The organism is Paenibacillus sp. FSL H7-0940, assembly GCF_037979415.1.
Lineage (GTDB): Bacteria > Bacillota > Bacilli > Paenibacillales > Paenibacillaceae > Paenibacillus > Paenibacillus amylolyticus.
In genome coordinates this window covers 5229066-5252586 of record NZ_CP150280.1, presented here as the reverse complement: position 1 = coordinate 5252586, position 23521 = coordinate 5229066, and the positions used below count along the sequence as shown (strand labels likewise).

General features: G+C 48.0%; 23 protein-coding genes. 11 read left to right on the top strand and 12 right to left on the bottom strand.

Going from position 1 to position 23521, the window contains the following annotated elements; all coding sequences use genetic code 11:
* The first annotated feature begins 12 nt into the window (after nt 1–12).
* The 4 genes from MHB71_RS23095 (at nt 13) to MHB71_RS23080 (ending at nt 4127) form a co-directional block, all read left to right on the top strand.
* The gene (locus MHB71_RS23095; protein ID WP_340027813.1) at nt 13–714 is read left to right on the top strand and encodes a hypothetical protein; all 702 of its coding nucleotides are present in this window, start codon (nt 13–15) and stop codon (nt 712–714) included.
* A gap of 264 nt (nt 715–978) precedes the next feature.
* Entirely contained in the window at nt 979–1893 is a 915-nt protein-coding gene (locus tag MHB71_RS23090) for a sugar ABC transporter permease (RefSeq protein WP_340027812.1), read from the top strand.
* Nucleotides 1877–2731, top strand: a complete 855-nt coding sequence (locus MHB71_RS23085) for a carbohydrate ABC transporter permease (protein WP_127548007.1) — start codon at nt 1877–1879, stop codon at nt 2729–2731. The genes MHB71_RS23090 and MHB71_RS23085 overlap by 17 nt, the downstream gene beginning before the upstream one ends.
* A 58-nt stretch (nt 2732–2789) precedes the next feature.
* Complete coding sequence (locus MHB71_RS23080) at nt 2790–4127, top strand: FAD-dependent oxidoreductase (RefSeq protein WP_340030218.1); 1338 nt, start codon at nt 2790–2792, stop codon at nt 4125–4127.
* Between the two features lie 450 nt (nt 4128–4577).
* Here the strand turns inward: MHB71_RS23080 and MHB71_RS23075 are convergent, their stop codons facing one another.
* From MHB71_RS23075 to MHB71_RS23060, 4 genes are all read right to left on the bottom strand, one after another.
* Nucleotides 4578–5228 (bottom strand): amino acid ABC transporter permease, encoded by a 651-nt coding sequence (locus MHB71_RS23075; RefSeq protein ID WP_340027811.1) that lies wholly within the window; start codon nt 5226–5228, stop codon nt 4578–4580.
* A 111-nt stretch (nt 5229–5339) separates the two neighbouring features.
* Nucleotides 5340–6062 (bottom strand): amino acid ABC transporter permease, encoded by a 723-nt coding sequence (locus MHB71_RS23070; RefSeq protein ID WP_036616642.1) that lies wholly within the window; start codon nt 6060–6062, stop codon nt 5340–5342.
* Between the two features lie 101 nt (nt 6063–6163).
* A complete protein-coding gene (locus MHB71_RS23065; RefSeq protein WP_253505182.1) occupies nt 6164–6994 on the bottom strand; it encodes a transporter substrate-binding domain-containing protein in 831 nt (276 codons plus the stop codon).
* 40 nt (nt 6995–7034) lie between these two features.
* Complete coding sequence (locus MHB71_RS23060; protein WP_051449904.1) at nt 7035–7763, bottom strand: amino acid ABC transporter ATP-binding protein; 729 nt, start codon at nt 7761–7763, stop codon at nt 7035–7037.
* Between the two features lie 480 nt (nt 7764–8243).
* On the opposite strand from MHB71_RS23060, the gene MHB71_RS23055 reads away from it, so the two are divergent.
* Nucleotides 8244–9857 (top strand): glycoside hydrolase family 28 protein, encoded by a 1614-nt coding sequence (locus MHB71_RS23055; protein WP_340027810.1) that lies wholly within the window; start codon nt 8244–8246, stop codon nt 9855–9857.
* Nucleotides 9858–10010: 153 nt separating this feature from the next.
* Here the strand turns inward: MHB71_RS23055 and MHB71_RS23050 are convergent, their stop codons facing one another.
* Nucleotides 10011–10862 carry an AraC family transcriptional regulator gene (locus MHB71_RS23050; protein ID WP_339285192.1) on the bottom strand — a complete coding sequence of 284 codons (852 nt, stop codon included), beginning with the start codon at nt 10860–10862 and terminating at the stop codon, nt 10011–10013.
* A gap of 257 nt (nt 10863–11119) precedes the next feature.
* On the opposite strand from MHB71_RS23050, the gene MHB71_RS23045 reads away from it, so the two are divergent.
* Nucleotides 11120–11581 carry a cupin domain-containing protein gene (locus MHB71_RS23045; RefSeq protein WP_017691032.1) on the top strand — a complete coding sequence of 154 codons (462 nt, stop codon included), beginning with the start codon at nt 11120–11122 and terminating at the stop codon, nt 11579–11581.
* A 151-nt stretch (nt 11582–11732) separates the two neighbouring features.
* On the opposite strand, the gene MHB71_RS23040 is transcribed toward MHB71_RS23045, so the two are convergent.
* The 3 genes from MHB71_RS23040 to MHB71_RS23030 form a co-directional block, all read right to left on the bottom strand.
* Nucleotides 11733–12584: a hypothetical protein gene (locus MHB71_RS23040; RefSeq protein WP_340027809.1), complete on the bottom strand. Its 852-nt coding sequence runs from the start codon at nt 12582–12584 to the stop codon at nt 11733–11735.
* Nucleotides 12581–13099, bottom strand: coding sequence for a sigma-70 family RNA polymerase sigma factor (locus tag MHB71_RS23035; RefSeq protein WP_340027808.1), 519 nt, complete (start codon nt 13097–13099; stop codon nt 12581–12583). The genes MHB71_RS23040 and MHB71_RS23035 overlap by 4 nt, the downstream gene beginning before the upstream one ends.
* 275 nt (nt 13100–13374) lie before the next feature.
* Nucleotides 13375–14202 (bottom strand): aldo/keto reductase, encoded by an 828-nt coding sequence (locus MHB71_RS23030; protein WP_340027807.1) that lies wholly within the window; start codon nt 14200–14202, stop codon nt 13375–13377.
* A 332-nt stretch (nt 14203–14534) separates the two neighbouring features.
* Between MHB71_RS23030 and MHB71_RS23025 the strand changes: the two genes are divergently transcribed.
* The 4 genes from MHB71_RS23025 to MHB71_RS23010 all read left to right on the top strand — a co-directional run bounded on the left by MHB71_RS23025 (nt 14535) and on the right by MHB71_RS23010 (nt 18106).
* The gene (locus tag MHB71_RS23025) at nt 14535–15791 is read left to right on the top strand and encodes a DUF445 domain-containing protein (protein ID WP_340027806.1); all 1257 of its coding nucleotides are present in this window, start codon (nt 14535–14537) and stop codon (nt 15789–15791) included.
* Between the two features lie 353 nt (nt 15792–16144).
* On the top strand, nt 16145–16426 hold the full coding sequence (locus tag MHB71_RS23020) for a hypothetical protein (RefSeq protein ID WP_340027805.1): 282 nt from the start codon (nt 16145–16147) through the stop codon (nt 16424–16426).
* Nucleotides 16427–16441: 15 nt separating this feature from the next.
* The gene (locus MHB71_RS23015; RefSeq protein ID WP_256704352.1) at nt 16442–17782 is read left to right on the top strand and encodes a hypothetical protein; all 1341 of its coding nucleotides are present in this window, start codon (nt 16442–16444) and stop codon (nt 17780–17782) included.
* A gap of 51 nt (nt 17783–17833) precedes the next feature.
* The gene (locus MHB71_RS23010; protein WP_017691024.1) at nt 17834–18106 is read left to right on the top strand and encodes a hypothetical protein; all 273 of its coding nucleotides are present in this window, start codon (nt 17834–17836) and stop codon (nt 18104–18106) included.
* Between the two features lie 227 nt (nt 18107–18333).
* On the opposite strand, the gene MHB71_RS23005 is transcribed toward MHB71_RS23010, so the two are convergent.
* The 4 genes from MHB71_RS23005 to MHB71_RS22990 all read right to left on the bottom strand — a co-directional run bounded on the left by MHB71_RS23005 (nt 18334) and on the right by MHB71_RS22990 (nt 22982).
* Nucleotides 18334–19110, bottom strand: a complete 777-nt coding sequence (locus MHB71_RS23005; RefSeq protein WP_340027804.1) for a YcnI family protein — start codon at nt 19108–19110, stop codon at nt 18334–18336.
* Between the two features lie 460 nt (nt 19111–19570).
* Complete coding sequence (locus tag MHB71_RS23000) at nt 19571–21286, bottom strand: copper resistance protein CopC (protein WP_340027803.1); 1716 nt, start codon at nt 21284–21286, stop codon at nt 19571–19573.
* Between the two features lie 207 nt (nt 21287–21493).
* Nucleotides 21494–22150 carry a response regulator transcription factor gene (locus MHB71_RS22995; RefSeq protein ID WP_036616682.1) on the bottom strand — a complete coding sequence of 219 codons (657 nt, stop codon included), beginning with the start codon at nt 22148–22150 and terminating at the stop codon, nt 21494–21496.
* A gap of 1 nt (nt 22151) precedes the next feature.
* Complete coding sequence (locus tag MHB71_RS22990; RefSeq protein WP_340027802.1) at nt 22152–22982, bottom strand: histidine kinase; 831 nt, start codon at nt 22980–22982, stop codon at nt 22152–22154.
* Nucleotides 22983–23287: 305 nt separating this feature from the next.
* Here MHB71_RS22990 and MHB71_RS22985 point away from each other — a divergent pair, with 305 nt between their 5' ends.
* Entirely contained in the window at nt 23288–23455 is a 168-nt protein-coding gene (locus tag MHB71_RS22985) for a hypothetical protein (protein WP_017691019.1), read from the top strand.
* Nucleotides 23456–23521 lie beyond the last annotated feature (66 nt).

Genomic DNA, 23521 nt, shown 5'->3' with positions numbered 1-23521 from the left:
GAGGTGAGAACAATGGGCAATTTCAAAGAATTACTTGAACGGAAACCGCTGTCGCTGGTGGTCAGCCTGCCTGAGAATGATATTGCTTTGGCACGGGCAGCTATGGAAGAGGGCGCTGATGCACTGAAGGTACATTATAATGTCGGTCATCGCGCCAGCGGGAATCATTTTGGTCCATTGGACATGTACGCCGAGGTGTTTCGGGCGATCCGCAGTGAGTTTGGTGGCCTGCTTGGGGTTGTACCTTCTGGCAGTATTGATGGAGCACAAAGGGAGGATGTGGAGCGTCTTGGTGGGCTGGGCTTTGATTTCTATTCCATCTATGCACATCACTTGCCATCTTTCATGCTGAGTGACTTGGGGCTGGACCCAACGTTTGCGATCAATGAGGAATATGATGCTTCCCTCGTAACATCGGCAGCTCACTTCGGCTTCACCGCTCTGGAGGCATCCATTGTACCTGGAAAAGAATATGGTACACCGCTAAGCTTCGCGGATGTACTCAAGTATCGCCGTCTGGTCTTGCAAGCCCAGGTACCGGTATTGGTTCCTTCCCAGCGAAAGCTGGTGCCGGAGGATGTTCGGGTGCTGCGCGATACCGGGGTAAAAGCGATCATGCTTGGGGCGGTCGTGACAGGCAACACAGAGGAACAGCTACGAAGGGCTGTGAACGGGTTCCGGAATGCGGTGGACAGTCTGAACCGTCGGGATTAATCAATTGAAAGTCACGTGAATCACGGGGGACACCCATGTTAGCATTCATTTGTTCTAACGAATCGAGCACATGTTATTTGCGTCCATTTGTACAGATCTGAAGTTTAAGGAATCAGAGAGACGTTATTTCGTCCATTTGGTCGATTTTTAAAGTTCTGTTAGCGCTTGGAGCGAGGGGGATCATTCCTTTTGAGACAGCACCATATATAGAATCGTCACAGAGTTCAGCTTCGGAGGAAATTTTATTAAAAGGGGGAGGCCTGATTGACCCATTCACGTAAGCGCAAAAGAGGGGGGCCGCTCGCCAGAGAGGCCCAGATCGCGGGTTGGCTGTTTGTATCGCCGATGGTGCTTGGGTTTACCCTGCTGCTGTTATTTCCCATGGGTCTCGCTTTATACATGAGTCTGACCGATTGGCCGCTGCTGGGGGATCATCATTTTATTGGATTGGAGAATTACCGGAATATTATGACAGACGCGATGTTCTGGAAAGTGCTTGCCAATACGGTTTATTTCACAGCGGGGCTGGTGCCGCTTAATATTGTGCTCGCCCTGTTGCTCGCGTTGCTGCTGTCCAGAAATCTGCGGGGCATCGGAATTTTCCGAACAGCGATCTTTGTTCCGGTCATGACCTCGTTGATCGTATGGGCCATCGTGTGGAAGCTGATGTATGCGACAGAGTCTGGATTGATTAATCAGCTTCTGTTGATGCTGGGTATCAAAGGTCCGGCCTGGCTTTACAATCCGGATTTGGCAATGCCAGCGATTATCGTGACAAGTGTGCTGAAAAATGTCGGTCTGAACATGGTGCTGTTCATTGCAGCTATTCAGCAGGTACCGCGTTCACTGTACGAAGCAGCAACATTAGACGGGGCGGGCAAAAGGGGAACCTTCTTTCACGTCACGCTGCCCATGATCACGCCAACCGTGTTTTTGACCGTAGTCATGACCGTGATTGGTTCACTCAAAGTATTCGGGCAGATCTATGTGATGACACAGGGCGGGCCGAGCAACAGCACCAAGGTATTGGTTTATTATATCTGGGAAAAAGCATTCAAATTATTTCAGTTTGGCTATGCTTCTGCTCTCGCATATGTACTGTTCTTTATCGTGCTAATTCTGACGCTGTTGCAATGGCAGCTCCGAAAGAGGTGGGTATTCAATGAAGGCGATGCCTAGTCCTTCGGGGCGGAAGATAGGTAGTACTCTGGGGACGTATTTGTTGCTGACCCTGATTTCCCTCATTATGATTGTGCCATTTATCTGGATGATATCGACATCATTCAAGGAACCCCAGAGCATATTCACCTATCCACCACAGTGGATACCGGAACCATTCCGATTTCAGAACTACATCGATGTCTTTCGATTGATTCCGTTTCACCGTTTTTATTGGAACAGTATCTACATTTCTGCGTTGGTTGTGCTGGGAACAGTATTTTTTGCCTCTCTCGCCGGTTATGCATTCGCTAAAATTCCGTTTAAAGGACGTAATGTGGTATTTCTCATCCTGCTAAGTGCGATGATGATTCCCCATGAGGTGACGGCAATTCCGATGTTTCTGTTCATGCGGCAGCTGGGGTGGATTGATACCCATCTTCCGCTGATACTATTGCCGATCTTTGGCGCGGGTGGTGTGTTTGGCATCTTTGTGATGCGGCAGTTCTTCATTACGGTGCCAACCGAGCTGGAGGAAGCAGCGATGATGGACGGCTGCAACCGATTCCGGATATATGCGCGAATTATGCTGCCCATTGCCAAGCCGGGTATGGCTACGCTGACAATCTTTACGTTTGTGACGATCTGGAATGAGTTTTTTGATCCATTGATCTTCATTAACTCCCGTGATCTAATGACGCTGCCGCTTGGATTATCCCTGTTTACAGATGAAGTGGGTACAGCCTGGCAATATCTGATGAGCGCCACCGTCATGGCAACCTTGCCACTGTTAATTGTTTTTTTCCTGGCACAACGGCGCTTCATTGAGGGGGTTGCCATGACGGGACTTAAAGAGTAAGCCGTGTAATACGTGCAATAGAACGAAGGAGGGACAACATTTGCGTGAAGGGATGAGCATGAAAAAGGAAGAAGCAGATGTCGTTATTGTGGGAGGGGGCCCTGCGGGTATAGCGGCAGCTATTGCGGCTGGACGACAGGGGATACGAACAGTGCTGGTAGAGCGATATGGATTCGTTGGCGGGATGTCAACTGCTGCTATGGTTTATCCCTGGATGACTTTCCATACGGAGCGCGGTGAGCAGGTTATTAAAGGTATTGCGCAGGAGATCGTGGATCGATTGCAGGCACGTGGCGGCTCCCCGGGGCATCTGCGCGATACGGTTGGATTTGTTCATACCGTCACGCCGTACCATCCGGCCATCTTTCAGGTGGTTGCGGCAGAGATGTTGCGGGAGGCAGGTGTCCGGCTGTTATTGCACAGCTTTGTGGACGAGGTGGCCGTTGTAGATGATCGGGTGGAAGCGGTGCGAGTGACCAACAAGTCTGGAAGAATGGAATTCCAGGCGAATGTATTTGTGGATGCAAGCGGTGATGCGGATCTGGCTTATCTTGCGGGTGCTTCTGTGGCAAAGGGAAGAGACGGAGACCACCAGTCACAGCCAATGACCATGAAATTCCGTATGCGTGGTGTGGATCTCGGACGAGTGAAGCAATACATGCTGGAGCACCCGGAGGATTTCTATGTGAAAACTCCTTTTGCTGAACTGGACAGCATTCCATTAACCGGGGTGAGCGGCTTCTATTCCCAGTGGAAAAAAGCAGGTGTGCCGATTAATCGCGACCAGGTGTTATTTTTTACCGGACCGGCAGAGGATGAAGTGCTGATTAATTGTACCCGGGTACAGGGACTTGATGCGACAGATGCCGAGGATCTGACTTCTGCGGAACAGGAAGGCCGGAAGCAGGTGCTAATGATCGCTGAGTTTTTGCAGCGTGATGTGCCTGGATTCAAACGGGCTTCGATCTCGGCAGTAGCAACGCAGATTGGTATCCGTGAATCCAGGCGAATCATAGGTCATTACGCTTTGACCCAGGTGGATGTGGTTGCAGGACAAAAATTTGAAGATATGATTGCCAGAAGTGGTTATCCGATTGATATTCATGACCCTTCGGGTCAAGGCGTTGTGGCTGCCTTTATAGAGGGAGATGGAGCGTACGATATTCCGTATCGCTGTCTGATCTCTCGAAATATCCGCAATCTGCTGGCGGCAGGACGCTGCATCTCCACCACACATGAGGCGCATGCAACGACAAGGTTGACTCCAAGCTGTATGGCTACCGGGGAGGCCGCGGGAACAGCGGCTGCACTAACAGTGAAGATGAAGCTGGACCCGGTGGAACTGCCGATCGAGCTGTTACAGGCGGAATTACGTCGCAACGGAGCAGCGATCTAGCGGATGAGCTGATTGTGGACGAATTGGGCGAATCGGGTGAATCATTAATAGTGGGAGTGGGTGTTTATTTAATTCGCGGTGGTGGCGTAAGTTTTAACGAACCTGAGGCGTCTAATTCGGGAATATAAGCTGAAATGAAAAATGTAACGAATCTCAGTGAAGCTATTTTACTCAAAACCCTGCAATAGGGGGTAAAAGTGGGGTGAATCGGAAGAATAGAGCGTCTACGATTCGTTAGATTAGAAACTATCCCCAAAATAGCTAAATAAGCTTCCCTCAGTTCGTTAGAAATTGGTGGGAAGCTCGTGAATTGGTAAGCATAACTGTAGCCCCAAAGACTCCAAATCCACTGCATAGGTGGGTTTAGAGTCTTTGGGGCGCTTTCATTCTTTTCATCCATGTGGTTCTTTCCTTCATCTCTATTCCTTCATACCTTATTCCCTCCGATTATCAATTCATCCGTGCCTCAAGTCGTCTTGCGACAATGGACAGCGCGTAGTTGATGACAAAATACAATACGGCTGCGAGCAGCAGGGCCGGGATAATGTAATCGAAACTTTGACCGCCAAGGATCTGCACGTTGTGCATCAGTTCCGGCAGAGAGATGATGATCGCCAGTGAAGTATCCTTCAGGAGTGAGATGAACTGGCTGACCATCGGCGGGGACATGCGGCGTAGCGCCTGTGGCATGATGATGCCACCGAGGGTCTGCATGTAGCTCAAGCCTGAGGAGCGGGCAGCTTCCACCTGACCGCGCTCAACAGACTTCAGACCGCTACGGACGATCTCGGCGATCATCGCGCCTTCAAACAGACTAAGTCCAACAACTGTGGACCAGAAGACGGACATTTTAATCCCGAGCTGTGGAAGTACCATGTGGATGAAGAAAATGATGAGCAGCAGCGGCAGATTCCGGATCGTATCCACGATCACTGCGACGATCTGTGACAGAACAGGGATACGGGTAAATCGGATTGTACCCAGCACAGTGCCAAGCACAAAGCTGAATATAATGGATAGCCCTGCTACCTGCAGGGTAATCAGGAATCCATGAAGCAGGAAACGAAGGTTGGGCCACACATAGGCCCCGCTAAAGTCCATATTTTATTAGCCTCCTTCTGTGTGCAGGAATGGAATATCGAAGATCAATAGATGGGGCATGGACAAGTCGATATATTTCCCTAAAAATCTGCGCAGGTACAAGTCAATCTGTTACATGGTAACCTGACCTGCCGGTTTGTTCTTTTTCGGTTTGCCTTTGGTGCTGCGCGCTTCTGCATCGCTCTGTCCAAACCTGCGCTCCATATAGTGCACCAGGAAGCTGAGTGGTAGTGTCAGCACCAGATAGAACAGCGCAACAATGGTGTACACACTTAGCGGCTGGAACGTATCCGAGTTAACCAGGTCGGCAAAATACATAAGATCCATACCGGCGACAACGGCAAGAATGGATGAGTTTTTGACCAAATTGATGAACTGGTTGCCGATGGACGGCAGTACAATCTTGATGGCCTGGGGCAGAATGATCAGGTTCATGGCCTGTACATAGGACAAGCCGGAAGACCTTGCTGCTTCCAGTTGTCCACGCGGCACGGTCTGAATGCCCGCTCGGATCGCTTCGGCAATGAAAGCGGCGGTGTAGATGGTCAGACCCAGAGTACCGGAGACAAATCCATCCAGCGAGATGCCTAGTGCAGGCAGTCCAAGATAGAAGAAAAACACAACCAAAAGTAATGGGATGTTTCGGATAAATTCCACAAAAGCCGTGCCAATCCAGTTCAGCGGTTTCACAGGGGATATCCGAAAGATAGCCAGGATCGCGCCAAGGATAAAGCTGCCAATGAGAGCCATAATGCTCACTTGAATCGTATTCAGGAACCCTTCCAGAAAACGATCCGAGTGTCGCATTAGTACGCTGAAATCCAATGTGCCCATATAGGCGAAGCCTCCGTTCTCCAGATGTAGAAACGGCGATTACGTCTGCTCATGCTTCGCATCCAGCAGACGAATTCGCCGCTTACCTATCTTAATTCGGGTTACTCGGGCTTCGCGCCCAGCCATTTCTCATGTAAAGTGTCATATTCCCCACTGTCTTTCATGCTTTTGAGCAGCGTGTTGACTTCCTCCACGAAGGCAGTGTCACCTTTGCGAATGGCCATACCATAAGGTTCGCTTGTGAAATTGCCACCAACCAATTGGAAGCTGTTATCCGTCTGTTGCATACCGATGAGGATGATGTTATCTGTGGTCAGCGCTTCGCCTTTACCTGCTTTGAGAGCAGTGAATGCGTCCTGATAGTTATCGAATTCAAGCACCTCAGCATCCGGGGCTTTCTCGCGAATATTCTGAGCGGATGTGGAGCCTTTCACCGCGAGTACTTTCACCCCGCTGAGGCTTTCCAGGCCGGTAATCGCACTGTCGTTTTTCACCAGCAGGGATTGGCCTGCTTCGAAATAAACATCACTGAAATCCACCTGTTCCTTACGCTCATCCGTAATTGTCATCGTGGCGATGATGATGTCGATGTCTCCATTTTGCAGCATGGGAATACGCGTCTTGGAAGTGACCTCTTTCAGTTCGATCTTGGTCTCATCTCCAAGGATTTGTTTGGCGAGTGCTTTGGCGATATCAATATCGAACCCTTCAACGTTGCCACTTGCAGGATCTTTCAAGCCAAACAGCTTCGTATCGTATTTCACACCGGCGATGAGCTTGCCACGTTCCTTAATCCGCTCAATCGTGCCTTTCGCCTCGGCGTCACCACCACCGCTCGCTGAAGGTGTATCTGTACCTGTACTACAACCTGACAATACAAGGGAGAGAATGAGGACAAGCATAAATGATGGCCATTTCAATAATTTCTTCATGAATAAAAGACCCCTTTCAAAATGGAATAGTGGATTATTCTCAATGATGAATCAGACGGCTCAGGAATTGCTGTGCTCGTTCTTCTCTGGGGTTGTCAAAAAATTCTGCAGCGTTGGCCTCTTCAACAATTCGGCCTTCGTCCATGAAGATGACCCGGTCCGCAACTTCGCGGGCGAATCCCATCTCATGGGTAACGACGACCATGGTCATGCCATTATGGGCAAGGGAACGCATAACATCGAGGACTTCCCCGATCATCTCGGGATCAAGAGCAGAGGTAGGTTCGTCAAAAAGCATGATTTTGGGCTCCATGGCAAGTCCTCTGGCGATGGCTACCCGTTGTTGCTGTCCACCGGACAACTGGGAGGGATAACTGTCTGCTTTGTCGGCAATGCCCACCCGGGTCAGATACTTCATTGCTGTTGCGGCTGCCTGTTCTTTGGGTTGTTTGCGCACCTTCATGGGTGCAAGGGTAATGTTATCGATGACTTTTTTGTGAGGATAAAGATTGAAGTGTTGAAATACCATGCCGATGTCACGGCGGAAGAGGTTAATGTCCACCTTTTTCTGATGTAGAGGAATCCCACTGACGACAAGTTCACCTTCGGTAATGGTCTCCAGGCGGTTAATACAGCGGAGTAACGTGCTTTTGCCGGAGCCGGAAGGTCCGATAATGACGACGACTTCTCCTTCTTCAATGTGAAGATGGATATCCTTGAGGACATGAAAATGACCGAAATGCTTCTGGACACCCCTAAATTCAATCAAGAGTACACCCCATCCTTTCTGCAACGTCTGTGTGTAAAAGGAATAATAAGGAATAAATTGAAACTAGTTATTTAATCATACATAGTCATCCTTCTTATGGCAATTGGTTTGTGATAAAACATGACATAAGTAATAGGTTACCTAGGGCTATAGCCAGAAAATATGTTATATATCTGTCATGTTACTAAACCCCTTGTGACGAATCCTGACAGAAAAATGAATCTATTCTCCTAGTTGCTTTCCAACCTTTGGAATAGTTGTATAGAGTATACTGAAAGTGATGTTTGATTTATGACTCTGATTAACAAAACAAATAGCATCAAGTTCCACGTGTACATGGCAAGAAAGCTCAACCCTACACGTCATGCCATTGATATGATGGAGCGAGAGAGCGTCCGTTTGAACGTAAGTAAGGAAAGTAAAAGCGATGTATTGACCCTATAACAATTCCATTACATGTAGAGAGGATGATTCTGCACGATGAATACATATCACTCCCCAATGTCGACAGGAGCAAGTGCCCAGTCCGATGTTCGAGCTTATGAAGCCAATTTGCCTGTCATTCCTGTACAGGATTTTCAGCTTACAGACTATGGAGCTGTTGGAGACGGCGTAACAGATAACACGGAGATGTTCCGACTTGCCATCGCTTCATGTGCTGAAGCAGGAGGTGGGAGAATCGTCATTCCTGCCGGGGTATGGCTCACAGGCCCGATTGTAATGCGCAGCCGTATCGAACTACATGTGGAAGCAGGGGCACTGGTTACATTTAGCCGAGATTTTGATCAATACCCATTAATTGCATCAAGCTTCGAAGGATGGCAGGTGGTCCGTTGCCAATCCCCGATCGATGGTGATCAACTGGAGGATATTGCGATTACTGGTGAGGGGATATGGGATGGTGGCGGGGAAGCGTGGCGCCCGGTGAAACGCTCCAAAATGACCACTTCACAATGGAACCAATTGGTCGCTTCCGGTGGTGTTGTAGAGCAATCCGGCGGAGATGAAGAAATCTGGTGGCCTACCACAGCTGCACTTGAGGGCGGCACCATTGCGAATCGATTGCATCAGGAGCAGGTACGTGATGTCGCTGCCTATGAAGAAGTCAGAGACTTTTTACGCCCCAACATGGTCAGTTTGCGCAGATGCAAACGGGTATTGCTGGACGGTCCAACGTTCCAGAACTCGCCTGCATGGAATCTTCATCCCTGGGCATCTGAGCATGTCACCATTCGTAACGTGAGTGTGCGAAATTCGTGGTTTTCTCAGAATGGAGATGGGTTGGACGTTGAATCCTGTCGTCATGTGGTGGTCGAGAAGAGTGTATTCGATGTCGGTGATGATGCGATCTGTCTGAAATCAGGCAAGGATGCCGAAGGCCGTGAACTGGGTCTTCCATCGGAGTACATCACCATTCGGGATTGCAGGGTGTATCACGGTCATGGCGGGTTTGTAATTGGCAGTGAAATGTCCGGTGGTGTGCGGCATGTGCGTGTGTCGGATTGTACGTTTATCGGCACGGACATTGGACTTCGCTTCAAAAGCGCACGTGGGCGCGGCGGAGTGGTTGAGGACATTCAGATTGAGCGCATATATATGAAAGATATCATTATGGAAGCGATCTCGTTTTCCTTTTTCTATGCAAATCAGGAAGGGTCTGCCCGGGGCAGTGATCTATCTCAGGAGATTAGCGAAGAGACGCCAGTGTTCCGAGATATTCGAATATCGGATGTGGTCTGTGCCGGTGCCGACACTGCGTTGCTTGTGAGTGGATTGCCGGAACAGCCTTTGGATGGGGTGATCATCCAGCGTTACAACGTGCAAGCTCGCAGTGGTATCCAATGTGCTCATGCAAAACATCTGCATATCGCTGAATTGAAGGCGCAGATCACTGAAGGTCCGCTGGTTCATTTGCACCAGTGCAAAGGGGCAGAATTAGAGAGCATTCAGGGCAAAGGTGCAGATGGCCGACTTCTGATGGTGACCGGACACGAGTCCGCAGGCATTGTATGTCGTGAAGGCGATGCTGACACAGACGGTCGTCAGATATCTGTGGGTCCCGAGGTGCGAAGTGGCGTAATCATTCGTAGATAAAAAGTATGTAATAGGGTTTATACAAGTTGGTCCAATTCAGCCGTAGTGGTGCAGCCTATAGATCCAGTAATCGTGATGCCTTTTGATATAAGGGGTACGTAATCTCTGGAGCAAGGCTACCCACTCGGCTTTTATATGAAGTTATCTGATGATCTACCGGTGTTCCTTACGATAGCGCAGCGGTGTTGTACCGGTAACCTGTTTGAATGTTTTGTTAAAATGAGCCGTATGTTCAAATCCTACCTTCTCTGCGATCATCTGGACACGCTCTTGTGTGGACAGCAATCTTCGTTGTGCCTCCCGGACACGAACAACCCGCAAATATTCGCTAAATCGAAACCCGGTAAACCGGCTGAACATTCGGCTCAGATAGGATGGACTGATATAAAAACGATTGGCTGCACCCTCCAGCGTAAGTGGTTCGGTATAGTTTTTATTCACATAAGTGACGATTTCACTGATTTTGTCCTGCATCGGATGCAAGGGACTGGGGCATGACTGCCGGATGTCCTCCTCTACCCGATGAATACGGATCAAAAGTTGGGCAAGCAGACTTCTTACGGCGATCTCATAGTGAGGGCGTCGCTCTTTGCATTCTTGCAGCATCTGCCACAATATACGTTCCATCTCGGGCTGTTCCGCTTCAGGCAGGCGAAGGAGTCTTGAACAATTAAAAGGCAGCAGACCACATATGCCAAGTTCCATCCCCGTTGCAAAAGCAGGAGAAAAACCGATTAATATCCGTTCGAAGCCGGGAATATTTCCTTTGGAGGTGGTATGTACATCGTGTGGATTAATCAGAATAAAATCACCCTTGCGGGCGGACAGAATCTGACCATTCATGGAATACACTCGTTCACCTTCAAGTAAGTAATACAGTTCGTAGAATGGATGAGCGTGAGGTTGTGGCATACCATTCCCATCATGTCTGCGCATATGTTCAATGGTAAATGAATGTTCACCGATTCGGTATTTGGGTCCAATCCGGTCCTCTATGAGACTCATGGTACAGCTCCCCTCTGCTTCACGGATTAACAACGATATCCATATCATAACGGAACATCCATCTTTTTGTAAACGCTATCATTGGAAATGAAATATTTCTTTAATCCTATCGTTAAATACCGAGAGAATGAATTCGGCATGGCACTTATGTGCTGTCAAGGTGACAAAACTTGAATGATGTTTTAGAGTAGGGGGAGAGAGGCGAAACTCTGGTTAAGGAGTGCCTTCAATATGATTTGGAAGGAAGGAAACAGGTTATGACGACACATGAATTATCGCCATTGGTTGCTGCGCTCAATATGCAACCTCACGTTGAAGGCGGTTGGTATAAGGAAGAATGGAAGGCGTCTTATCAGATTCCACAGTCCGTTCTGCCGGATACATACTCCGGTCCACGATTCTCGGCAAGTTCCACGTATTTCCTGCTGCACGCACATGAAATCTCCGAGTGGCATACGGTTCTGTCCGATGAACTTTGGCTGTGGCACAGCGGTAGTCCGGTTGAACTGAAGTTGGGCGGCAACGGGGAGAACCCGGAGAACGAGGAAGTTCTTGTTCTGGGGATGGATATTGCTGCGGGGCAATCACCACAGGTGCTCGTTCCTGCCGGCGTATGGCAGACAGCGCGTCCGCTGGGCGATGAGCCTGTACTGGTAACTTGCGTAGTAGCGCCAGGTTTCCACTTTGATGATTTCAAGCTGGTATCCAAAAGCGAATAGGTTTTAATATGTGAAAATCCCGATCCGAGATGCTCAGGGCATCCGAATCGGGATTTTTTTGGATCGAGCGTATTAAATATGCTGAGGTCTATGCCCAGTTCAGGGATGTAGGATTCCCTTTTGGATCAGCATCACTTTTGGCAATAACTAATCACTTCGGATTCTCGTTACTCATCCAGCTGTCCACATAAAACTCCTCATGATAATCCGGTTGCTGAGCTAGTTCTTTGAGCTTCTGTTCAGCTTCTTCAGCGGTAAGATATTCTCCAATAACTGCTGTAAACTCACCAGTGGACGTTTTGAGGAAAGAGATGTCCTCATCCGGATAGGATTCTTTAATTATACCCATCGATTCTCCAAAAGGCATTGATTCTGTGCGGAGAGAGTATACCTTCCGAGGTGTGACCGGTTTGCCGTCGGAAGTCAGTTTCACTTCCAGGTATCCAGGATTCTTGAATTCCGTTACGGCATACTGTACCCCTTCTTTTAAAACAACTACGAATCCGACGGAAGAGTCGTCTAAAATCATGGAACCATAAACATCTTTCACTAAAGGCTGGGTCATGAAGTCGGCTTTGACTTTCTTTACATCCATGTAACGTGCACCGCTAAAAGTGAAGAGTATACGATTCGGTGCTTCTTTGTGTACCACATTATAATGGGGTGCATCATTAGTCTGATCTTGCTCGTCGGTGCTAAAATTGATTTTAAGCGTATTTTCGGTTGCTTCCGATCCCACAGTTACACCATCTGTAACTTTGCCTCCATCGCCAAATTGCAACACCTGAACAATAGATCCGACCACAGGTATTTTGGACATGGCGTTTGCTACGGAAGGGATGTTCACCACGAAGAGAAAAGCAGCACATGCCGCTATGACTGAGGCATAACGAATCATTCGAGATGAACTCTTGCGAGCAGCGGCTCTTTTCTGTGCATGATGAATAACGTCAGTAAGTTGAGCAGGGATTTCAATATTTTCGTAACGATCTTTTCCTGTCATACGTTCTCAACCTCTCCTTCAATTAAATCCATTTTTAATTTGTTGATAATCCGATAGAATTTTGACTTAACGGTATTCTCCGACAGGGAGAGCACTTCAGCGATCTCCCGGAAACGCATATTACCAAAGAACTTTAATATAATATAGGCTCTATCTTCGGGCACGAGTCGATCCAGTGCGTCATATAGATCCATTTTTTCTTCCAGCGACGCCCCTCGCTCTGGAGCCACAAACTCCTGCACATGATCCTCCATATAGGTCACTCGCTGGTTGCGTCGAATATGATCTATCGCTGTGTTAATCACAATTCGTGACATCCAGGAATCAAAATAAGTCATGGACTCCATCTTTCCATAAGCGATGTACCCTTTATAGACCGCTTCGGATACGATATCCAGCGCTTCTTGTTCATTTTTAACATAGCAGTATGCCAGTCGATATAATTTATTTTGAATCTCTGTTATTTTTTCGCTGAACTGTTCTTCTTTTGTCTTTCTATGGTTCAGTCTAATCACTCCTGATCCCCCCTGATCAACCTAAATATTCAAGTCACCGCTCGTTCCAGGCCTGGATTCTATAGAAGTGCTTGAGTTCGCTTGACACTCGTTAGACTGGTGAGGAGAAGAAATAGTTCTAAACGGTCAAAAAAACTTTTTTTCTTTCGGCCCTGAATAGGATAACGAGCCTCGCCTCCATTCTTAACAACGAATAGTTGGCCTATAACATCACATGCCAAAACACCCGCTCTTCTAAGATCGAAGGCGGGTGTAATCGAATTCATCTGCTTATATTAGAAGTTAAAGTTGTCTGGATCAGAACCAAAGCGTTTGTTCTCGTTCAGGCCGTTAATCTGCTCTATTTCTTCCGAAGTTAACTCAAAATCGTAGAGATCGGCATTCGCGTGAATACGCTCAGGCGTAACGGATTTCGGTATCGTCACGATGCCGTTCTGCAGATCCCAGCGCAGAATTACTTGTGCGGGGGACTTGCTGTATTTGGCTGCGATATCCTTCAGCAACGGATGATCCATCAGATGACCTTGTCCGAGCGGAGACCAGGCTTCGATCTGAATCTGATGTTTGTTGCAGTACTCACGAAGCTCTGACTGAATCAATAGTGGGTGAAGCTCCACCTGATTAACTGCTGGTTTGATCGTGGCATCGATCATCAAGTCTTCCAGATGGTGAATCTGGAAGTTGCTCACACCGATCGCCCGGATGCGTCCTTCTTTATGAAGTTTCTCCAGCGCTCGCCATGTATCTTTGTACTTGCCCTTAACCGGCCAGTGGATAAGATAGAGATCCAGGTACTCCAGTTCGAGTCGTTCCATGCTTGCTTCGAAGGCAGCCAGCGTGGATTCATATCCCTGATCACTATTCCATACTTTAGTGGTAATGAACAGATCCTCACGAGCTACTCCAGATTCACGAATACCCTGAGAGACACCTGTTTCGTTGTTATACGCTTTGGCTGTGTCGATGCTACGATAACCAGCTTGAATGGCTGTTTTGACAGCATGAACGACTTCGTCTCCGTCTTTAACTTTGAATACCCCAAAACCCAGCCATGGCATTTTGACTCCGTTATAGAGTGTGGTTGTGTCCTGCACGTGTTTCATGGTCCGAAATTCCTCCTCTTATTGATTCATTGTTCCACTATGTAATTACCCTGCTGTTCAGCAGCCAATCGATATCGAAGGGCCGTCTTGATTGATTATACTAAAATCTGCCTGATCTTGGAAAAGGGAGCGATCCATTTTACGAAGTAAACGCCGCTATTATCCTTTTTCTTCAACCAGAGGTTTGGTTTTGACGCTTGTGGGTGATAAGATGAAGTATACGAAACATGGAAGTCGAGACTTTGCTATGGAGAATTTACATAAGAAACGAAGAAGTGCGGAATCGGGTACAGATCGGACCGTACGATTAACGATAAAGGAGCAAGAATACAATGGCTAAACCTAAACAAACCAAAAAAGCAGCTGCCTGGTCTCTCGTGGTAATGGGAGCAGGATTTGCTGCATCCTTGCCGTTCCAGGGCGTTCCAGTTGGCAAGTTGCTGGTAGGATCATTTGAAGCGGGACTCGTGGGTGGACTTGCGGACTGGTTCGCAGTTACTGCATTATTCCGTCACCCGCTCGGCATTCCAATTCCACACACGGCATTGCTGCCGAAAAATCGCGATAAAATGACGGAAGGTCTGGTCTCCGCAGTAGAGAATAACTTGCTCAACAAAGACAGCATTACCGAGAAAATTGCAGATTTCAAAGCAGCAGAGACGGTGCTCGATACGTTGACCCGTGAGCTTCACAGTGACGGGATCAAGATCATGATTGATACACTCTGCAAACGAATTCTGGCTGGTCTGCCGTTAGAGCAGATTGCTCCGCTCGTAGCACGTGAGATCAAGTCACAGGCGGGCGCCTTTGATCTGAGTCCGATTCTGGAACGGGCTGCCCACCAGATGACAGAGCGCGGTTACGACGCCAAAGCGCTGGACTACGGACTGAAGCAAGCCGAGGAGTGGCTGGTTAAGCCTGAGACGATCATGTTTTTGGGTGAAAGCGGCATGAAAGCCATCAGCGGCATTCAGATGAACGGATTGATGCAGTTTGCGATGAATGCGTTCCTGGGTTATATGAACGAGGAGCGTCTGGGTGGCATTTTACAAGGATATCTCTTCGATCGGGTAGAGGATATGAAACGTGAAGGCAGCGCTCTAAGGTACAAGGTGCTTGATATGGTACGTACCCAGACGGTGCGTTTGGCAATGAGCGAGGCTATGCAAGATGGAATCAACAGTTGGAAGAACAATATGTTGGAGGGCTGGAACGCAGAGGAAACGGTGCTGAACAAACTCACCGACCTGAGAGACAAGGCGCTCGCCGCGATGGAAGATGGCCAGTATGTAGATACGTATGCACTGCCTGCCATTGAGCGGGTATTGGTTGATCTGCGGGCAGATGACGAGTTGATGACAGGCATGAATGCCAAGATCGTAAATGGCGTCACAACACTGCTGGAGAAAAATCATTCCAAAATCGGTAAACTGGTACGCGAAAATGTGGACAAAATGGACAATGCCACTTTGGTTTCGATGATTGAGGATAAGGTTGGACAGGACCTGCAATGGATTCGGATCAACGGAGCCGTTACCGGATTTGTTATCGGGATTGCGCTGACTGCGCTGCAGATGGCATTGGCATAACAGTAAATCATGCAAAAGGAGGGCCGCTCTTTCGAGGAGCAGGCTCTTTTTGTCGTGGATGGGAAAATTATCATGTACTTGATGCAAGAATTAGGAAAGTGGGTAATGTACACCAAAGTGTCCTATTTGAATCATATAGGAAGAAAGTTACATGAAAACGATCCTGTTAGCCGATATGGCTCATGTTGATTTTGTACTATGATGCAGGTAACAGATGAATAGGGTGTACTTCACATATAGTGAATGCCTCGATTCTACCATGAGGGGGGATCCGTATTAAACGTGCAGGATGGTTGAAGGGTTTATTCACACTAATGATGGTGTTTACTATATTTTTGGGAGGTTGTCAGAACATGAACGCAAGTGAGAAGGAAGCTTTATACCAAGAAGCTGAAGCAACCGTAATTCAGCACTTCAAGCAGAAGTTTGAACTGGATGTTGTGATTACAAGCAAAGAGTTGTTGCCGGAAATGGCAGTGTCCCAGATTGGGCTGAAAGGGCATGTGAAAGATCATGAAGATCAGAGCTTTGGCATTTCGTACGACTACAAAAAGAAGGTAACCAAGAACTTGGTCATTAGTCCTGAGATTGAGGAAGTGATGATAGCCAAGGGACATAATCCATACGGCAAATAAAGGGAGGTGTAGTTATTGAGTAACGGGTCCAATATTGATGATGAAACGTATAAAACGATGTCTGATCTAGCCTACCAGGATCAAAAGGCTGGAGACAAATTAACGGAACTTCCCGGATGGGAGGTCCTTGAGGGGACGGAAAGTAACAAATTTTCGGGTTTTGATGCCGTCACATTTTATAATCCCGAGACCAAGGAAGCTGTCATTGCTTATCGTGGTACAGAAGGAAGTGCGTCCTTGGATCGCTCTGTACCTGACTTTGTCATGGATGGCCGCATTGGGGGCGGAGAATTGATTCGTAAGGGTCAGCAGGAGGCCGGGAATTTTGTTAATAATCTTACGCCGGATTGGCTCGACAAAGGGGTCGAAGGTGTTAAGGACTTCACGGGCATATCCAAAGTGGAGGATTGGGCTGGAGACAGGGTAAGAGACGTGGAGAACTGGACGGGTGATCGCGTAAAGGATATTGAAAAAACTGTTTCCCCTACAGGCTGGGCCAATCAGATGTATCAATCCGAAGACTACGCAAATCACATGCAGAACAAGCATAAGGATCTGAATTTCTCGATGACCGGACATTCCTTGGGCGGGGGAAATGCACAATATGCATCTGCTTATACCGGAATTCCAGCCGTGACGTTTAGTGCACCATCTGTAATGGGTAATTTGACGCCAGAAATGCGGCGCCGGGCTGAATCGGGTGCATTTGACGGGCAGGTTGTGAACTATGCAAATCCCAGTGATCTGGTAGCCAGCGGAACGCTGGGAGGATACGACCGGCATGTGGGATCGACCTATTACATCAACTCCGATTATGACTCGGCGAATGATGGCGTGAGTATTATCGATAAAGCCAAGAACTCATTTGGCGGGGAGAACTATCACAGTCTGGATCAATATGATTTCAAAAATGGTTACATATCCAATGACCTGTACGATCCGATTACTGGAGAGAGAATCCGCTATTCACCACGCCTTATGGATCACATGGGACCGTTCAGCAAGAACTTAGGTCCGTTACGTTCCAAGTCTGGCGGCGGTGGAGGTATGGCTTCGGCTGCTGCGGCTTCAGGTCTGATTCAGGTAACGCCGGAAGAACTGAAAAGTGTCGCTTCGCGGTGGAAGCAAAATGCACAACAATGCAATGCTGAGCTAAACCAGGTACGAAGCCGCATGGCTCAATATCTGCATACGAGCCGCAGTCGCAGGCTGGAGCCCATTGTCACCCAACTGGACGCGTCGATTCAAGAACTTAGCACATGGCATATGAAACATACCAGCCAGTTCCTGAACTTTATTGATGAGAAAGCAGATGCCTTCCGGCAGGCGGACGAGAGTCCGGTTCATTTTAATTAGGAACCAGGTTGGTTAATGTCGATATCACGTACATGGGGGAGGGGAACGCAAGTGGGTGGACAATTGCTGGTGGAATTGAATGATCTTCGAATTGCGGAAAAAGAACTGACACAGTTGCTTGCCCGTCTGCAAGCCGATGAACAGGAAGCGAGGGCGCTATATAGTCGCCTGAACGATTGGAAAGGGCAGTCCGCAGATCATACAAGACAGCAGATTGAAGAGTTTTTTGCGGGCCTGTCCAGACGTATTCAATCCATCGAACAGCAGAAGAAAAGCTTGCTGCAATATATTGAGATTATGATCCAGACGGATCAGGAACGCTAAAGAGTGGTAAGGCTGATGCCATATTGCGGATGGTAATCAGCGTGGATATCAGTGTGAATGTGGAGCGGCATGTATAGTGCTTTAACCACGTATTGTAAAGAACATGGGTAGCCAATCAAGATGATGATAGCTAAAAAGCCTATGGCACATCGGGTTTGATCCCGTATGCCATAGGCTTCTTTGTTATCTGTATTTTTCTCAAGTTATCGTGAACTGTAAGTTAATTCTTAACGTTTTTTGCGACGTGTAGCCAACGCAATCCCCAAGAAGGACAAGATCAGGGCCAGAATGGATACGATCAATGTTGCTTGTTGAAGCTTCAGCGTACCCGGGTCTGTATCCGTGTTGTTTGGTTCACCTGTAACGGTGTCATTGAGTGCATCGCCCAGCGTGGTGTCATCGTTTGCTTTGCTATCGTCGGTAGCTGCATTATCTCCAGTGGCGCCTTCTGTACCTGCACTATCATGTCCATCGTTGGCATGACCTCCACCTGCCGCAGCATTACCAGCAGCAGCCGGATCTTCGCTAATCGTTGTGATACTGTGCGGGTTGGCATCACTTGGTTGGCCTGTCCATTCTACGATGCTGCCATCGCTGTAGTATTGGAATGCATCCCAAGCTACTTCAGCTTCCGCCTTAGGGTTCTGTGCAACGAAGTTGAACTGCTGGAATTGTCCTGCCAGAATGCCTTCATTATCGCCGTCAATCTCCCACGTAATTGATGTTACTTCATTGGAATCGTTCTTCTCTGTAGAGATTTTCCAGCCTGCCAGTGGTTGATATTGCTTGAATGCAACACCTTCCGGAACTTTCATGGTGATTTTGGTTGTAGGCAGTTCTTTCTCGGATGGAATCTTAATGGTGTAAGTCTGCCATGCGCTTGTCTGTGCAACGGATGGGCTAACGGTAACATGAGCGCTAGCGAATCCGGCGAATAACATGAATGCTGCGGTACCTGTTGCGATAGTGGATGTTAGTTTGGAAATCCATGATGTTTTCTTCAAAATAAATAACCCCTCTCAGTTCTTATCATATATGATGCGGCCCATTTTCTTAAATGAGTGTCTACGTTCTGCAAAGGCCGTTTCGGTTACGAATGGTTCTTACGAACTCCGTTATTCCGGGATTTTTATACAACTTTATAAATTTAACTAAATTCGGTTTACACATACACTCCGATGACAGAATAACCCTCCAATCGCTGTTATCCCCAGATTTTTTGATTCCCTTTTCTTAAAGGGTAAAATCCGGGGATAGCATATGCTTCCGAAGCAGCTTTCTTTCAGAAAGCTTTTAGGCGAACGCTTCGCTTCTTCACGCTATTTCTGTCCTCTCCGTTCTCGTGTAGATCAGAAAGCTTTTAGCTTCGCTTCTCCAGAATCAATTTCGTTCCCTTCACTACATTTGCAGTTTGTAGGAACACAATTTTAGATTGGGTCACTTTTCAATATAAACGTTGTGTAACTATGGCTTGGTGGTGTCGATCTCAAATTCGGCATCCAGTGCATCCAACGTTTTGGTCAGAAGATGAACCTTGATATTCCATCGTCCAGGCATGGAGATGTAATCTTCAGCCTTGTACACACCGGTGTCGTTTTTCGGAATGGTAATCTCATAGATCCCCATATCCATGTCCAGATGTGTGAGTGACAGTGTGATCTGTTCCAGATCGTTTACGATACTTCCATCTGCCCGTTTCACATCAACTTCGAATTGGTTCTCTCCCGTTACATTAGGACTCACCTGAAGTGTGATCGCTGAGCCGTCTTCTGTAGTTTTTGTCTCCTGATACGGTCCGACCGCAGCGGGTTGTCCTGGAGACAGGTGTGTCAGTACAGCAGCAAGAGCGAGAATGACAGCACCGGTGGCAAGTTCGGCTTTCAGGCTGCCGGATAATCTGCTTCCCGTTGCTGCTCTTGCCAATCTGGCATGACGCCACGCGAAGACAAGCATCACAATAAGCAGGACGATCTTGCCGATCAGGACAAGGCCATAAGCTGTAGTGAACAAGGAAGTCAGCACAGGTGCTGGTAAAATAATCAGACTGCTGTATATCCCTGTAGCAACCAGAGCGGCTACGGCGCCAATCCCCCAGGCGGTAAATCTGCGAATAGCAACCCAGTAGACTTCTCCTCGCACCTTCGATGGCAGCTTATCCGCCAGTGGAGGCAGACATATCGCCATGGCGGTTAGTGCACCAATCCAGAAAGCAGCACCGATCAGATGTATGAAGTCCATGGCAATCGCGAGAGCACGTTGATCCGCCGCAGCCGGATGTCCCGTCATGGCATGCGTGAACAGCCATCCAAGCACGAGCACAAGTGAGCCATAGGAGGACCAGATGCGAGCACGGATGGATCGATCGCGATCATATCCGGAGAGAATCGTGACGGCCAGCAGCATTACAATGAGTATTTGTAACATCCAGATCTGACCAAAGGATGTCAGCTTGAGCGCACTTCCGATCAGTGCCCAGCTTAGTTCGTTCAGAGCTACACCAGATTCATATAACGTATTCAGTGGCAGGCTGACCAGAGCGGCAAAGGAAGCAGCAGCGTAGCTGATCCATAACAATCTGTAGCTGCCTGGAACGTCCATAGGTTCTCTTGTCAAGGAGGTCGGTGCAATTCGCAGCAGCAAGAATGCAAGTGTCCCCAGAATGACAGACAATCCGAGATACTGAATCCAGTCTGTCAGGGATACAATCCATTTCAGCGGCCCACCTGTTGAACCGGAACCGGATGTAAGATCACTCAGTCCGGCAGGAGAACCGGATGGTTCACCGATATGGAAAACATACGCCCCTTGAATCGGGTGCCCATCGGCAGATACAGCTTTCCAGTTAACGGCATAAGTCCCATTCCCGAGTCCAGCCTGCAGGCCAGTCTCCAAAATATGAGGGCGATCCACATCGATCTTTACATTTCCATCGTCTGCCTGATTGCCGTCAGGGCCGGTAATTTTGATATCATAAAAGGCCGTCTGCAAGGATTCGTTGAACTCCAGCGTCAGCCGCTCCGGAGCAGCTATGAGGATCTCATTTTCTCCTGGCGAAGCCTTAACAATATAAGCATGGGCAGATGCCCACTGTGGCATAACAAGGCAACATACGAGCAACAGACAGGTGACCAATGCCCAGTGCCGTTTGCCCCATTTCAGGGTAAAGCGTGTAAAAATCAAAAAATCATCACCCTCAGGTTATAGATTTGTAGTCATTCATGGTCTTTAAACACAATCTACCCCATTATAACTTTGTCCAAATTGACTGCGTATGACTACATTGGGCTATAAAAAAACGATTTGATCTACATAATTGTGACAAAAGCATGAATGCTATGTCATTTCTCACCTATGTCGGACGCATCATTGACTTCGAATTAACACTGTTTATTTGCGAAGTTTACGTCCTGCAAGCCCGCTCTCTAGCGCGTAGCGGGTGAGTTGTACCCGGTTTTCAAGCTGGAGCTTCTGCAAAATGTTTTTGAGATGATTCTTCACCGTCTGGTCTGAAATACCGAGTTGATCGGCAATCTCCCGATTGGTATATCCCGCGGATACCCATTGCAGAATCTCAAGCTCCCGCGCCGTTAGCGGGTTATCTTGCACATCTTCACTGCGTGGTGCGGGAAACTCCTGCAAAATCCGGTAGGCCAGTTCCTTGCTGAGCGGTGCGTCGTCACTGACGATGGCGCGCAGGTATTCAAGCCAGGTGGAAGGTGTTAGATTTTTGAGCAAATAGCCTTGAGCGCCTTGTTTCAGTGCTTCGAACAGAAATGTCACATCATCCGATACTGTGACCATAACAACAATAACATAAGGGAATCGCAGCTTGATCTGACGGGTGGCCTCCAGTCCATCCATGCCCGGCATCTGCACGTCCATCAGGATCAGGTCGGGCATCCATTGCCCGGTGAGCTCCAGCGCTTCCTGTCCATTCGAAGCTGTGCCTATCACTTCAAACAGGCTGTCCTCGGATAAAATGCTACAGATCGCTTCACGCGCATGCGCATGATCATCAACAACCAATACACGTACATGTTCCATATTAAGCATGCTCCTTTCCTATCGTCATTCGGGTATGCCCCGGTCTTGAATCGAGGGTAAAAGACCAACCCATCTCGGCAGCACGCTCCTTCGTAATTCGCAGTCCGTACCGATCCTTCAGATGAAGAGGATCTCCACTTAGTCCAGTCCCATTATCCTGAATATAAATGAACCAGGCAATTGGGTTACCTTCCGCATGAACCTGAACGCGGGTAGCCTGCGCATGTTTGCGTACATTCAGTAGACCCTCCCGGATACAGGCGAGCAGTTCCACTTGTTCCTTGGCAGAGAGTGTTACACCCCTGAGGTCCCAATGAATCTGTGCACCAGGTACCGTTTCCTTGACGAGCACTTCGACCTGCGCATGCAGTGAAATAATTTCTGATGTTACCGTAGAGGAAGGAACAAAACGCAACTGGGCAATGGCTTGCCTTACATATGTATTGACTTCATGCACGGTTTTTTGAATCTCCTGGATCTCATGCTCATGTCCGCTGCCTGCCAGACTACGGCCTGCTTTATTGGTCTTCACTGACAGCAGAAAAAGGGACTGAGATATGCCGTCGTGAAGTTCTCTTGCCAATTGGTCACGAGCTTCCAGAGCTGCTTTTGCTGCACGTTCCTGCTCCAGAGCAGCCCTGGCACCTTCGAGCATGTGGAACAGTCGGCTGAGCAGTGTCACGCTGACGAGGTAAACGATGACGGGGGTTAACCAGTTTCCAGCATCCATCGAAAGGTACGGCATCAGAAACTGATGGCGAATGTATTCCCAGATGCCAACCGTGAATGTGGGGATCAGCAGAATCATCCATTTAATTTGTTTATAGGACATGAATGCAGAACTCCTTTGATCTAGGATTAGCTTATTTAGGTACTTTATTTATACAGGGATGGGACCATTATAACGCAAGCTTGTCCAAGACCCTAGTCTGTGTCTTTGGAGAAAGCTGGGGAGGATCAGGGAGTATTTAGAAGGATATCTAAGAATGACAAGGGGTGAAATGTTGTCACGCTAGGTGAGGGTTGGTGTGTCCAGCTGAGGAAGGCTGAGTCCGTTTTCCCTATCGGAGAAGGTCCTCTATACTTAATATAGAACGTGAATTCATTACAAAACATGTTAAGGAGTGAAGCAACAACATGAGTCAAGAAGTATTGGAACGTCGCAGTGAATTGCTCAAAAAGAACATTCATCAGATGCTTGTTCAAGACAATCAGCACGGTATCAGTCGCCAAGACAACATGTTTTTGCAGCAGATGATTAAAGAGCTGCATCAGACCTCACATGAGCTGAATACCAAATCTTAATGTAGAATCTGCACGAGAATGAAGTTGTCTGGTGTACGATTCATTCCATGAAAATGAAAATGGCGC